Source organism: Micromonospora zamorensis, from assembly GCF_900090275.1.
GTDB lineage: Bacteria > Actinomycetota > Actinomycetes > Mycobacteriales > Micromonosporaceae > Micromonospora > Micromonospora zamorensis.
In genome coordinates this window covers 2494513-2507850 of sequence record NZ_LT607755.1, presented here as the reverse complement: position 1 = coordinate 2507850, position 13338 = coordinate 2494513, and the positions used below count along the sequence as shown (strand labels likewise).

14 protein-coding genes are annotated in these 13338 nt (G+C 72.4%); 11 read left to right on the top strand and 3 right to left on the bottom strand.

What is annotated here, in order from left to right:
* Positions 1 to 43 precede the first annotated feature (43 nt).
* The 5 genes from GA0070619_RS10655 (at position 44) to GA0070619_RS10635 (ending at position 3648) form a co-directional block, all read left to right on the top strand.
* Positions 44 to 655 carry a class F sortase gene (locus GA0070619_RS10655; protein ID WP_088947904.1) on the top strand — a complete coding sequence of 204 codons (612 nt, stop codon included), beginning with the start codon at positions 44 to 46 and terminating at the stop codon, positions 653 to 655.
* Between the two features lie 111 nt (positions 656 to 766).
* Positions 767 to 1867: a magnesium and cobalt transport protein CorA gene (locus tag GA0070619_RS10650; RefSeq protein WP_088951708.1), complete on the top strand. Its 1101-nt coding sequence runs from the start codon at positions 767 to 769 to the stop codon at positions 1865 to 1867.
* A gap of 79 nt (positions 1868 to 1946) precedes the next feature.
* Positions 1947 to 2366, top strand: coding sequence for a YchJ family protein (locus GA0070619_RS10645; RefSeq protein ID WP_088951707.1), 420 nt, complete (start codon positions 1947 to 1949; stop codon positions 2364 to 2366).
* Between the two features lie 188 nt (positions 2367 to 2554).
* Positions 2555 to 3265, top strand: coding sequence for a hypothetical protein (locus GA0070619_RS10640; RefSeq protein ID WP_172862023.1), 711 nt, complete (start codon positions 2555 to 2557; stop codon positions 3263 to 3265).
* Entirely contained in the window at positions 3262 to 3648 is a 387-nt protein-coding gene (locus GA0070619_RS10635) for a VOC family protein (protein WP_088947903.1), read from the top strand. The genes GA0070619_RS10640 and GA0070619_RS10635 overlap by 4 nt, the downstream gene beginning before the upstream one ends.
* Before the next feature lie 44 nt (positions 3649 to 3692).
* Here GA0070619_RS10635 and GA0070619_RS10630 read toward each other — a convergent pair whose 3' ends face one another.
* Entirely contained in the window at positions 3693 to 4949 is a 1257-nt protein-coding gene (locus GA0070619_RS10630; RefSeq protein ID WP_088947902.1) for an MFS transporter, read from the bottom strand.
* 209 nt (positions 4950 to 5158) lie between these two features.
* Positions 5159 to 6229 (bottom strand): mechanosensitive ion channel family protein, encoded by a 1071-nt coding sequence (locus GA0070619_RS10625; RefSeq protein ID WP_088947901.1) that lies wholly within the window; start codon positions 6227 to 6229, stop codon positions 5159 to 5161.
* Positions 6230 to 6422: 193 nt separating this feature from the next.
* Here GA0070619_RS10625 and GA0070619_RS10620 point away from each other — a divergent pair, with 193 nt between their 5' ends.
* From GA0070619_RS10620 to GA0070619_RS10605, 4 genes are all read left to right on the top strand, one after another.
* Entirely contained in the window at positions 6423 to 7556 is a 1134-nt protein-coding gene (locus GA0070619_RS10620) for a peptidoglycan recognition protein family protein (protein WP_088947900.1), read from the top strand.
* Between the two features lie 129 nt (positions 7557 to 7685).
* On the top strand, positions 7686 to 9260 hold the full coding sequence (locus GA0070619_RS10615) for an FMN-binding glutamate synthase family protein (RefSeq protein ID WP_088947899.1): 1575 nt from the start codon (positions 7686 to 7688) through the stop codon (positions 9258 to 9260).
* Between the two features lie 195 nt (positions 9261 to 9455).
* A complete protein-coding gene (locus GA0070619_RS10610; protein ID WP_088951705.1) occupies positions 9456 to 9977 on the top strand; it encodes a GNAT family N-acetyltransferase in 522 nt (173 codons plus the stop codon).
* Positions 9974 to 10570: a GNAT family N-acetyltransferase gene (locus GA0070619_RS10605; RefSeq protein WP_088947898.1), complete on the top strand. Its 597-nt coding sequence runs from the start codon at positions 9974 to 9976 to the stop codon at positions 10568 to 10570. Before GA0070619_RS10610 ends, GA0070619_RS10605 begins: the two co-directional genes overlap by 4 nt.
* On the opposite strand, the gene GA0070619_RS10600 is transcribed toward GA0070619_RS10605, so the two are convergent.
* Positions 10465 to 11439: a helix-turn-helix transcriptional regulator gene (locus GA0070619_RS10600; protein ID WP_088947897.1), complete on the bottom strand. Its 975-nt coding sequence runs from the start codon at positions 11437 to 11439 to the stop codon at positions 10465 to 10467. The genes GA0070619_RS10605 and GA0070619_RS10600 overlap by 106 nt on opposite strands.
* A gap of 94 nt (positions 11440 to 11533) precedes the next feature.
* On the opposite strand from GA0070619_RS10600, the gene GA0070619_RS10595 reads away from it, so the two are divergent.
* Positions 11534 to 11971, top strand: a complete 438-nt coding sequence (locus tag GA0070619_RS10595; RefSeq protein WP_088951704.1) for a VOC family protein — start codon at positions 11534 to 11536, stop codon at positions 11969 to 11971.
* Between the two features lie 57 nt (positions 11972 to 12028).
* Positions 12029 to 13216 (top strand): DNA polymerase IV, encoded by a 1188-nt coding sequence (dinB, locus tag GA0070619_RS10590; protein WP_088947896.1) that lies wholly within the window; start codon positions 12029 to 12031, stop codon positions 13214 to 13216.
* Positions 13217 to 13338: the final 122 nt, after the last annotated feature.

The following is a 13338-nucleotide window of genomic DNA, read 5'->3' as shown; positions in this document are numbered from 1 at the left end:
CACCGGCGCGGGCACCCGGACGATCCAGCGCGGAGGTGACCACGTGTGGTGGCGGCGGACCCTACCGGCCGTGGTGGCCCTGCTCGGCGTGACCGGGCTGGGGCTGATCACCGTCGGCCTCACCGCCGACCCGGCGCGGCCACCACGACCGCCGGCCGACGCGCCGCGACGCACCCATCCCGCACCGGACCTGGCGCCGCTGTCACGCGCCGCGCCGGTCCGGGTGCAGATCACCGCCATCGGTGTACGCGCCGAGGTCGTCGGTGTCGGCGCGGACGCCGCCGGGGTGCTGGAGGTGCCGCCACTGGACAAACCCACCCTCGCCGGCTGGTACCGGCACGGGGTGAGCCCCGGCGAGACCGGCAACGCCGTCCTGGTGGGACACGTCGACTCACCGGCCGGCCCGGCGGTCTTCTTCGACCTCGGTCGGCTGCGCGCCGGTGAGCAGATCCAGGTCACCCGCGCCGACGCGCAGGTCGCCACGTTCACAGTGGACGACGTCCAGGCGTACCCCAAGGACCGCTTTCCCAGCACGCTGGTCTACGGCCCGGCGGACGCGGCCGGGCTGCGCCTCATCACCTGCGGCGGCCGGTTCGACGCCTCGACCGGCAACTACGTCGACAACATCGTCGTCTTCGCCACCCGCACGGCCTGAGCCACCCGCCCCGCTGTCGGGAGCCGGACCCTGCTCGGCAGAATGCGGTGGCACCATCCCCTGCGAGCACACCGCGACCGGGGCGGTGCGCGGGCGACGGGGAGGCACGTGGTGGATCAGCGACCGGTACGGGACCGGGCCGGTCAGGGCGTACGCGCGCTGGCCCGTCGACTGCTCGGCCGGCCCGAGGCCGTCGCCCCCAACCCCCGCCGGTCCAATCCGGACGCCGTGGTCGACTGCGCCGTCTACGTCAACGGTCGGCGCGAGCCCGGTCGACCGCACTACGACGACGCGTACGCCCGCGCGCGGCACGGTCGCGACGCCTTCGTGTGGCTGGGACTGCACGACCCGGGCCCGGCCGTGCTCGCCGCGGTGGGCCGCACCTTCGGCCTGGACGAGCTGACCGTCGAACAGGCGCTCGCCGACGGGCACCGCCCCACAGTGCAACGCCACGGGTCGGTCACGCTGCTGGTGCTGCGCACCGCCGGGTACGTGGAGCACGCCGAGCTGACCGACACCTCCGAGGTGATCGACACCGGGGACGTGATGGTGCTGCTCGGGGACCGGTTCGCCATCACCGTGCGGCACGGCGCCGCCGGGGCTCTGCGCACCGTCCGCGCCGACATCGAGGGCCGCCCCACGCTGCTGGCCGCCGGCCCGTGGGCGGTGGCGTACGCGGTCTGCGCCCGGATGGTCGACTCCTACCTGGAGGTGGCCGGGCACGTGGAACGGGACCTGGAACGGGTCGAGGAGGCGGTGTTCGCCCGCGACCGCAGGGCCGACATTCAGCACATCTACCAGCTCAAACGGGAGGTGGTGGAGTTCAAGCGGGCGGTCCTGCCGTTGCAGGCGCCGATGCGTACGCTGCTCGACCCCGACGGCCCGCCGCGCGCCCTGCACCGCTGGTTCGTGGACGTGGACGGCCGGTTGAGCAGGGCGGTGGACCGGGTGGCCGCGTACGACGACCTGCTCACCTCGATCGTCCAGTCGCGACTGGCGCAGCTCGCCGTGGAACAGAACAACGACATGCGCAAGATCGCGGCATGGGCGGCCATCGCGGCCACCCAGACCGGCATCGCCGGCATCTACGGCATGAACTTCGACCACATGCCGGAGCTGGCCTGGCGCTACGGCTACGCCGGTGCCCTCGCCCTGATGGCGGCAGCGGCCCTGTTCCTGTACCGGCTGTTCCGCCGCTCCGGCTGGCTCTGATCGCCCCGGCCGGCCCCGACCGCACCGACCGGCGGGAGTCGTCGCCGATCGACGCCCGGCGGTGGGGCAGGATGACGACGTGGGTAAGGGTGCGGGACGCCGACGGGCGAACACGACGACGGGACGGGCCTGCCCGTGCGGCTCCGGCCAGGCGTACGCGGACTGCTGCGCCCCGGCGCACAGCGGCGACAGCCCGGCAGGGACGGCCGAGGCGCTGATGCGCTCCCGGTTCAGCGCCTTCGCCCTCGGCGACACCGGCTACCTGCTGCGCAGCTGGCACTCCTCGACCCGGCCCGCCTCCCTGGAGTTGGACCCGGGGCAGCGGTGGACCCGACTGGAGATCGTCGAGACCGAGCGGGGCGGCCTGCTCGACGCCGCCGGCACTGTGACGTTCCACGCCCACTACCGGGACGCGGGACGGCCCGGCACCCTGACCGAACACAGCCGGTTCGTCCGCGAGGACGGCCGGTGGGTCTACCTCGACGGTGACCAGCCCTGACGGGCGGATTGGCGTAGGATCTCCTTGGCGTAGTCCTGCGCCGCACCTCCCTCCCGGCGCTCACGCCGCCGGCAACGCGGAGGCAAAGGGGGCCCTGAGCCCTCGGGACGTGGTGCCACATGCCCCACTGCGGCGGGGTCGGCGGGAGCGTGGGTCCCGGTGACCGTGCCGTTGACCGGGAGCATGTGATGACCAACCAGAGATCGTTCAAGACCCGGGTCCGCACCCGGATGGAGAAGACCGGCGAGAGCTACACCACCGCCCGCCGACACCTGATCAACAAGGCCACCGAGCCGGCAACCGAGCCGCCCCCGGCGCCGTCTCCCGCGCCCGCCGCGGCGCAGACCGAGCGGATCGCCGACGACCTGATCCGCGCCCGGACCGGCCGTGGTTGGGCCGAGTGGTTCGCCCTGCTCGACGCCACGGCCGCCACCGAGCGGACCCACACCCAGATCGCCCGCCACCTGGTCACCGAGCACGACGTGCCGGGCTGGTGGTCACAGACCATCACCGTCGGGTACGAGCAGGCGCGTGGCCTGCGCGCGCCCGGTCAGCAACGCGACGGGGGCTTCTCGGCCGCTGCCAGCCGGACGGTGGCGGTGCCGGCGGCGCGACTGTACGAGGCGTTCGCCGACGAGACGGCACGCGCCAGGTGGCTGCCCGACATCGAGGTACGCGTCCGCACCACCACCGCGCCCCGCACCTTCCGGGCCGACTGGGCCGGTGGTCCCACCCGGATCGTCGTCGGCTTCGACGCTGTCGGCGAGTCGAAGGCCCGGGTCAGCGTGCTGCACGAGAAGCTGACCGGAGCCGAGCAGGCCGCCGAGCTGAAGGCGTACTGGCGGGAGCGGCTCGCCGCGTTGAAGGCACTGCTCGAGTCGAACGGAGACAACCGATGACCATGACGTTCATCAACCTGCCGGTGCGCGACCTGACCACTGCCGCCGAGTTCTACCGGGCGCTCGGGTTCACCGCTGACCAGGCCGACCTGGACGGGGACACCATGGTGTTCACCATCTCCGACAGCACCCGCCTGGTGCTGCACCTCCGCTCCGGCTTCGAGTCGTACACCGGTGTCGCCGCCACCGACACGGAGACCAGCCGGGAGGTCGTCGTCGGGCTGTCGGCGCAGAGCCGCGAGCAGGTCGACGAGCAGGTCGACCGGGCGGCGGTCGCCGGCGGGCAGTCGCTCGGGCCCGGCATGGCCAACGGGCCGATGTACATGCGCGGTTTCCGCGACCTCGACGGCCACCAGTGGTCGTTCCTGCACCTGTCCAGCTGAGCGAGGGCCGGCGGCGGCCACGTCGGCCGCCGCCGGCTCCCCGGTCATCGCGGGCCGTGCGCCGCAGCCGCCGTACTGCTGGCGGGCACGACCGTCGGGCGCCGCCGGGTCAACAGCACCAGGCCCAGCACGAGGTACGGGCCGGCTGTCGCCGCGAACGCCACCGCGTTGCCGACCACTGTGGCCAGGAGGCCATAACCGGCGTACGTCGCGATGATCAGCAGGTCGGTGGCCATCCCGGCCAGCGACGTGACGGTGGCGCGGCTGTTGCCGGTGATCCTGGCCTGGAGCCGCGCGTCGGCCAGCACGGTGGCCAACTGCCCGGCACCGAACCCCAGCGCGAGCAGCACGAAGCCGGCCGGTCGCCCGGTCAACGCGCCACCGGCCAACCCGACACCGACCAGGCCCAGCAGAGCGGCGTAACCCCGGCGGCCCAGCCGCTCCCCCACTCCGGCGAGCAGCCCGCCAACTGTCACCCCGGCCCAGAGCAGCAGGAGCAGCAGCGGTACGACCTCCGCCCGCACACCGGTGTCCAGGGCCAGCAGCGGGGAGTACTCGTCCAGGGCGCCCCAGTCGGCGGCGACCACGGCGACCAGCAGCACGGCTGACCGCACCGGAGGGCGGGTGCGGATCTGCGTCACTCCGGCCCGCAGTGTGTCGCACCAACCCAGGTCGCCCTCGTCGTCCGGTGTCGGGGTGCTCGCGTCGGCTGGTGGGCGATGCTCCGGGAACCGGGCGGCGACGATCGTGGCGAGCAGACAGGCCAGCACGCTGGCCGCGCCGACCGCCGGGTAACCGCCGACGGCGAGCACCGGGCCGGCGAGCACTCCGGAGACCACCACGCCCAGCACACCGGCCGTCCGCGCGCGCCCGAGCACCCGGGCGTACCGGCCGACCGCGCCGAGCCGGTCCAACTCGGTCCAGACCAGCGCCTCCAGGGCACCGGAGACGAGCGCTCCGCCGGCACCCCAGAGGAGGAACCCGACCGCGAACGCGGGGTAGGACGGCAGCAGGACCCAGAGTGCGAACCCGGCGGCGGTCACCAGCGGGGCAAGGCACAACAGCAGCCGACGGGACACCACGTCGGCCCACGCGCCGGATGGCACCTCGAACAGGATGCCGGCGGCCGACCAGATGACGAAGAGCGACGAGATCTGCCCCACCGACAACCCGGTGTCGGCGAAGAACACCACGTACAGCGGGTAGAGCAGGACGAGGTCGCTGAGGAACGCGTACCCGTAGAGAGTGGCCGTCAGGCGACGGACCGCCGGGTCGGGCACGCGCGAGGCGAGGTGAATCATGGGGCCTTCCCGTGGGAGTGGAGACGGACACCGGACGTGCGGTGCCGTTGGTGGCCCACGGGATCGGCCTGCTCTGCTGGATCAATGTCGCCAGGTCATGTCAGCGATGCTAGACGCGCACCGCCGCGCCGGAAAGCACTTTCGGCGTGCCGGACAACGCGAAGCGGGGCGGGATCCGATCGATCCCGCCCCGCTTCAACAACTGCTGGTCAGCGCCGGTCCACCGGCGGGATGACAGTGGTGGTCTCGCTGTCGTCGCTGGTACGCGGACCGGGCACCGCACCACCGGTGCCGGTGCTCACCACCTGGGTCGTGTCCGAGTCGCCATCGCCCCGGCCGACCACCTGGGTCGTGTCCGCGTCGCCGCCCCGGCTGACCACCTGGGTGGCCTCCGAGTCGGCCGGGCGGGTCACCACCTGGGTGGCCTCCGGGTCGGAGGGTGCACGCACCACCTGGGTGGCCTCCGTGTCGGTCGGCCGCGTCAGCATCTGGGTGCGCTCCGGGTCGTCGGCGACGAACGGCGGCCGGGCCGGCTCGGCGGGGGCGGCGGACGCCCGGGCCAGCTCGGCCTCGGCGTCGCGGCGCCCCTCGCGGTAGGCGCGGGCGTGCGCGGCGATCTGCTGCGACTCCTGCTCGGCGCGGGTCAGCCACGCCTCCCAACGATTCTGCATCGGACGGATGAGGCCACCGCCGACCCCGACGACGAGGATGCCGCCGATCGTGGCCAGCACCGCGATCAGAACAGGGGTGGTGACCGCGGTGGCCACCCCGATCTGGTTCAGCGCGGCGATGACGCCGAGGCCGAGGATGAACACCGAGGCGATGGTGGCCAGCACCCGGCCGTACGACAGGCCGCCGAGCGCGCCGCTGATGATGTCCTTGACCGCGTTGGCGATCGCGGCGGCCACCACGACGATGACGATCGCGACGAACGCGCGCGGCAGCCACGCGATCACCGCGCCAAGCAGGTCGGAGATCGGGTTGGGCCCCCAGATGCCGAAGGCGAGTTGCAGGGTGAACAGCAGCAACCCGTAGTAGACGAGCTTCGCGACGATGTCGCTGGCGTCGTACCGGGAGCGACTCAACGCGCGGCGGATGCCGCCGCGTTCGACGGCGCGGTCGAAGCCCACCCGTTCCAGGACCTTTTCCACGATCTTCAGTACGGCCTTGGCGATCAGCCATCCCGCCACCAGGATCGCCAGGAAGGCGACGGCCTTGGGCAGGAAGAGCATCACCGATCGGAGGGCGTCGCCCACCGCGTCGCTGACGTTGTCACTCATATGGTCATTCCTTCATGCGGGCAGCCGGGATGGTCAGCCCCGACCTACCCCCGACCCGAGTCGCGGAAACCCAAGTGATCATGAGGTGACGCGGACCTCTGGCGCGCACCGAGTCTTGGCAATATTCTCCGGAGTGCGTGCGGCCACTGGAGCTACTTTTCATCCCCCGCCGTCGGCCGCAGGAGGAGATGTCATGCACGTCGACCATTCCGAAGTGGATCGCCGGACACTGCTGCGAGCCGGTCTCGGCGCCGCCACGGTCGCCGTCGTCGGGAGCGAACTGGCCTTCCCCACCTCGGCGCAGGCCGCCGCCCCCGGCGCCGACCTGGACTGGATCATCAGCTGCGACGAGTGGGCCGCCCGTCCGCCGAAGGACCCGCTGTCGGTCAGCGCCATCGCCACCAACAAGATCATCGTGCACCACATGGCGTTTCCGAACGTCACCGACTACTCCCGCGAGCAGGCGGTCAAACTGGCCCACGAGTGCCAGGACCTGCACATGGACGGCAACGGCTGGTCGGACACCGGCCAGCACTTCACGGTGAGCCGCGGCGGCTACGTGCTGGAGGGTCGCCGGGGCAGCCTGGAGCGCCTCGAAGCCGGCGACCGCCAGATGATCTCGGCGCACTGCCCGGGCGAGAACGGCCGGGCCATCGGCATCGAGAACGAGGGCACCTACGTCAGCGAGACGCCGCCGAAGGCGCTGACCGACTCGCTGGTCAAGCTCTGCGTCGCGATCTGCCGGCAGTACGGGCTGCACGCCCATGACATCTTCGGCCACTGGGACTTCCGCACCACCGAGTGCCCGGGCGCCGCCTTCTACCGGCAGTTCCCCGAGCTGCGTCGGCGGGTGCACGCCGCCCTCGGCACGACGCTGGGCGACGTGCCGGCGCGCCGCTGGCCGGACCTGTGGCGGTTCGTCAACTCCCCCTCGGTCCGGGTGGTGCAGCACCTGCTCGCGTTCCGGGGCTACGCGGTGACGGTCAGCGGCACGTTCGACGCGGCGACAGTGGCGGCCGTACAGGACTGGCAGGCCCGCAACGGCATCGCGGTGGACGTGGACGCCACCCTCACCACGCCGACCTGGGAGACTTTGGTTCCCGAGCTGGACCAGCACGCCACCGGCGCGCCGGTCACGGCGGTGCAGGAAATCCTCGCCACCAAGGGGTACGCGGTCACCGTCACCGGGGCCTACGACCACGCCACCCGGGCTGCGGTGCAGGACCTCCAGGCGCTGCACGGCCTGCCCCGCAACGGCAAGCTCAGCACGAGCACGTGGTGCACGGTGGTCGGCGGGTCGGTCCGCGAGTCCTTCCGGCGTCGCTGAGCCCCCGGGCGGCGGTGCGGGTACGCCCCGCACCGCCGCCGGGCGCGCCTCCTGGTCCCCGCCCCTGACCAGCGCATTGGATCGGCGGGGCCGGTTTGGCCAGAGGTGCGGGCGGAAAGAGTGCCGGGCATGAAATGGGCCCGTCGAGCCGTACCCGCTGTCGCCGCCGCCGTCGCGGCGCTCGCCGCGCGGGACCTGATCCAGCGCGACCACGCGTTGCTGCGCAACTATCCGGTGCTCGGTCGCGCCCGTTACCTGTTGGAGGCGATCGGCCCGGAGCTGCGGCAGTACATCGTGGCTGGCAACAACGAGGAGCGGCCGTTCACCCGCGACCAACGCCGCTGGGTGTACGCGTCGGCGAAGCAGGAGAACAACTACTTCGGCTTCGGCACGGACAACGACATCGAGTACACCCCCGGCTACCCGATCATCAAGCACCGCACGTTCGGCAGGGCCGTGCCGCCGTCGACACCCGCCGCCGGGCACGACGTGCGGTTGCCGTCCGCGAAGGTGCTCGGCGCGGCCCGGGGGCGGGCCCGCGCGTTCCGCCCGGAGTCGGTGGTCAACATCTCCGGCATGAGCTTCGGCTCGCTCTCCGGCAACGCCATCACCGCGTTGAACAAGGGGGCCGCACTCGCCGGCTGCCTGCAGAACACCGGCGAGGGTGGCCTGTCGCCGTACCACCGCAACGGCGGTGACCTGGTCTTCCAACTCGGAACGGCGTACTTCGGCTGCCGCGACGAACACGGCCGGTTCAGCCTCGACCGGTTGAAGGACCTGGTGGCCGGCGCACCGGTCAAGGCGTTGGAGATCAAGCTGAGCCAGGGCGCCAAGCCGAGCCTCGGTGGGCTGCTGCCGGGGGCGAAGGTGTCCGCCGAGATCGCCGCCACCCGGGGCATCCCGGCCGGTCAGGACTGCGTCAGCCCGTCCCGGCACGCCGAGTTCTCCGACTGCGACAGCCTGCTCGACTGGGTGGAGCTGCTGGCCGCCGAGACGGGCCTGCCGGTCGGCATCAAGTCGGCGGTCGGTGACCTGGGCTTCTGGCAGGAGCTGGCCACCCTGATGCGCGACACCGGCCGAGGCGTCGACTTCGTGACCATCGACGGTGGCGAGGGTGGGACGGGCGCCGCGCCGCTGATCTTCACCGACTCGGTGTCGCTCCCGTTCCAGCAGGGCTTCTCCCGGGTCTACAAGGTGTTCGCCGAGCACGACCTGCACGAGCAGGTGGTCTTCATCGGCGGCGGCAAACTCGGCCTGCCGGACAACGCCATCGTGGCCTTCGCGCTCGGCTGCGACCTGGTCAACGTCGGCCGGGAGGCGATGCTGTCGATCGGCTGCATCCAGGCACAGAAGTGCCACACCGACACCTGCCCCACCGGTGTCGCCACGCAGAACACGTGGCTCACCCGGGGTCTGGACCCGACTTTGAAGTCGGTCCGGGCGGCCAACTACCTGCAGACGCTGCGCCGCGACCTGACCAAGGTCGCCGAGGCCTGCGGCGTCGAACACCCCGGCCTGATCGGCACCGACGCCGTGGAGATACTGAACGGCCGCACCTGCTCAACCCCACTGCATGAGGTGTACGGCTACCGGCCCGAATGGGGTATGCCCTCGCCGGCCGACCGGGCGGAGATCATCCGGCTGATGACTCCGGAGGTGCCCCAGGGCGGCAGCGCCCCACCCTCGGCCACCGCCGTGGGCTGAGGTCCCAGGTCCGAGCCCTTGGGCCCATGAGCTTGATGACTGTGAGGCATATTTATGCCTCACAGTCATCAGTCGTTTTCGCGTCATGCCCGCCGGGCGTGCCCGCCGGCGTGACTCCGAAGCGACGACCGTCGACACATCGGCGCAGGTGATAAAGGCGTGGAGCCGGCGACACGGTGGGCCTATGGTGGCGCGGTGCTGATCAGACGCGAGACGGACGCCGACGCCGACGCCATCCGGGCGGTTCACTCCGCCGCCTTCGCCAGGACCGACGGCGCTGGCGTACCGGTCGAGGCGACCCTGGTCGACGCGCTGCGCGCCGACGAGGGTTGGCTGCCCGCGTACTCGCTGGTGGCGACCGATTCGGACGGCCAGGTGGTGGGGCACGTGGTGGCCACGCGCGGCCGGGTGGCCGGCGAGCCGGTGGCGCTCGGGCTGGGGCCACTCGGTGTGCTGCCCGACTGGCAGCGCCGTGGGGTGGGCCACGCGTTGATGCACGCGGTGCTCGGCGCAGCCGACGCGCGGGACGAGCCGCTGGTGGTGCTGCTCGGGCACCCTGACTACTACCCGCGCTTCGGGTTCCGGCCCGCCGTCGAGCTGGGCGTCACCCCGCCGCAGCCGTGGGGGCCGCAGTATTTCCAGGCCCGGCCGCTGACCGCGTGGCGGGAGTCGATCCGCGGTGAGTTCCGCTACGCCGGCCCGTTCGACGACCTGTGAACCAACCCCGGATCCGCCGGCGGCGCGCCACCGACCTGGACGGCTGCGTCGCGGGGCTCGCCGAGGTTCACCGGGTCGACAGGTACCCGCTGAACTGGCCCGCCGACCCGCACCGCTGGCTGCGCGAGCCGCACCCGGCGCGCGCCTGGGTGGCGGTCGACGCCGACGGGGCCGTCGTGGGGCATGTCGCGGTGCATCGGATCCCCGACCCGGTGGGCGGGCCGCCGGCCCGGCCGACAGCCGAGGTGGCTCGCCTCTTCGTGGTGCCGTCCGCCCGAGGGTTGGCGCTGGGCAGCGCGCTGCTAGACCGTGCCCGCCAGTGGGCGAGCAGACGCGGTACGGACCTGGTGCTGGAGCTGGCCGCCGGTGGTGCCGCGGCCGCCGCGCTCTACGAGCGCACCGGCTGGCGGCGCGTCGGGACGAGCACGGCACCATGGACCGCCCCGGACGGCAGCCCGGTGTCGCTGCGGCACTACGCGCTGCGCCACTACCCGCCCGGTTCCGATGGCCCACCCGCCAGCACGGCGAGGCGACGGGCGAGGCGGCCGACGGCCTCGCGCAACTCGGGAGGCTCCAGCACCTCCATCTCGTGATCGAGGCGTGCCAGATGCGCGGCGAGCCAGTCCAGGCTCTCGCCGCCGACGACCAGCACGCACCATCCGTCGCGGTCGTCCTCGACACGCCCGACCTGCGGTGGCACCAACGCCCGCACCCGGTCCGGCTGGGCGTGCACCCGCACGCGGGCGAGATACCGGTACGGCGCCTCGGTCACCGACCGCTGCACGTACGCGACCGGATCCGGATGCTCGCGCGCTCGGAAGCGCCAGGTCGTCGCGGTCGCCGCGCCCATCCGGTCGAGCCGGAACGTACGCCAGTCGTCGCGGTCGACGTCCCAGGCCATCAGATACCAGCGGCGACCTGTGGTGACCATCCGGATCGGTTCCACAGTCCGTTCGCGGTCCCCACCGTCGCGGCCGGCGTAGGTGAAGCGGACCCGCACCGCGTCGCGACAGGCCCGCGCCAGTGTCACCAGCAGCTCCGCGTCGATCTCGGCCACCGGGCCCAGGAGCGTCTCCGTGGCGCCGTGCACCGCCCGCACCTCGGCACGCAACCGCGACGGCATCACCTGGTCGAGCTTCGCGAGCGCCCGCAGGGCCGCCTCGCCCGCTCCGGCGATCGTGCCGCCCGAGGCGAGGCGCAGGGAGACCGCCGTCGCGATGGCCTCCTCGTCGTCGAGGAGCAACGGCGGCAGCCGGGTGCCCGCGCCAAGCTGGTAGCCACCGCCGACGCCCGACACCGCCTGCACGGGATAGCCGAGTGTGCGCAGTCGCTGCACGTCGCGGCGGACGCAGCGGTCGGTGACGCCCAGCTCGGCGGCGAGGTCGGCGGCGGTCCAGGATGGTCGCCGCTGGAGCAACGCCAGCAACCGCAGCACCCGCTCGGTCGTTGCCTCGACGGTCACACGCCGATCGTCGCACGGATCGCGGAACGACCCTGTCCGCTATTCACGAGAGGCTGGGATCATGACCGACCAGATCACGAGACAGGGAGCTGACATGGCCCGCGACGTCCAGATCACGTTCGACTGCGCCGACCCCGCCGGGTTGGCCGAGTTCTGGGCCGAGGCCCTCGGCTACCAGTTGCAGGGACCGCCCGGAGACTTCGAGTCGTGGGAGCAGGCGCTGGACGCGATGGGGGTCCCGCCGGAGAACCGCAACGACGCCTCAGCGGTGGTCGACCCCGAGGGTGTACGACCGCGCCTGTTCTTCCAGCGGGTGCCCGAGCCCAAGCGGGTGAAGAATCGCGTACACCTCGATGTGCGGGCCGCTCCCGGGCTCACGGGTGACGAGCGGATGGCGGCGCTGGAGGCGGAGGCGGAACGACTCGCCGGATACGGCGCCACCCGACTCAGTCGCCACGAGCCCGCTCCCCCACTGGGTGCCGGTCACCTCGTCATGGCCGACCCGGAGGGCAACGAGTTCTGCCTCGACTGATCGGACGTTCGCCCAGCTCATTGCAGAGATGGCCACCCGCCATGCGAACATGTGTACGTGTCGCCCGGCGCCAGCATCCTGCACGCCGACCTGGACGCCTTCTACGCGTCGGTCGAGCAGCGTGACGACCCGCGCCTGCGGGGGCGGCCGGTGATCGTCGGCGCCGGCGTGGTCCTCGCGGCCAGTTACGAGGCGAAGGCGCGAGGCGTACGCAGCGCGATGGGTGGTCAGCAGGCGCGCCGCCTCTGTCCGGACGCGATCGTGGTGCCGCCCCGGATGTCGGCGTACACGGCGGCGAGCCGGGCGGTCTTCGAGATCTTCCGGCAGACCACGCCACTGGTCGAGGGGCTCTCCATCGACGAGGCGTTCCTGGACGTCGGTGGCCTGTGGCGGCTGGTCGGGTCGCCGGCCGAGATCGCCGAGCGGCTGCGCCGGGAGGTTCGTGAACGGGTCCACCTGCCGATCACGGTGGGTGTGGCCCGCACGAAGTTCCTGGCGAAGGTGGCCAGCGGGGTGGCGAAGCCGGACGGTCTGCTGGTGGTCGCACCGGACGCCGAGTTGGCGTTCCTGCACCCGCTGCCGGTCGAGCGGTTGTGGGGCGTCGGGCCGGTCACCTCAGCGAAGCTGCGGGAACGCCGGATCCGTACGGTCGGTGAGGTGGCCCGCCTCGGTGAGGCCGCCCTGGTGTCGCTGCTCGGGTCGGGCGCCGGCAGGCACCTGCACGCCCTGGCGCACAACCGCGATCCCCGCTCGGTGCAGGTTGGCCGGCGACGCGGCTCGATGGGCGCGCAGCATGCGCTGAGCCGCACCCCGCATGCCCCGGCGGAGCTGGATGCCATCCTCGCCGGCCTGGTCGACCGGGTCAGCCGCCGCATGCGGGCGGCGGGGCGGTCCGGTCGCACCGTGGTGTTGCGGCTGCGCTTCGGCGACTACACCCGGGCCACTCGCTCGCACACCATCGGCAAGGCGACCGCCGACACGACGCCGCTGCTCGCCGCCGCGCGCGCGTTGCTGCGAGCCGCGCTGACCGAGATCGATCGTCGTGGTGTCACCCTGATCGGTGTCTCAGTGGGCAACCTGGACGACAACCCCGTGCAACCGGAGCTGCCATTTCACCGCGATCCTGGCGCTGAGTTGGACGCTGCGGTGGACGCGGTCCGCGACCGGTTCGGCTCAGCGGCGCTGACCCGAGCGGTCCTGCTCGGCCGGGAGCCGGGCGTCGAGATGCCGCTGCTGCCGGATTGACCGATCTGCGTGCGGCGTCCCGGCGACCGCTGCGACCGGAGACACATCACAGCAGGTCGGCGGTTTAACCAGCGGCTCACGGGTGACCCTTGTGGGGTACAGCCTGACAAGGGGGGACCCAC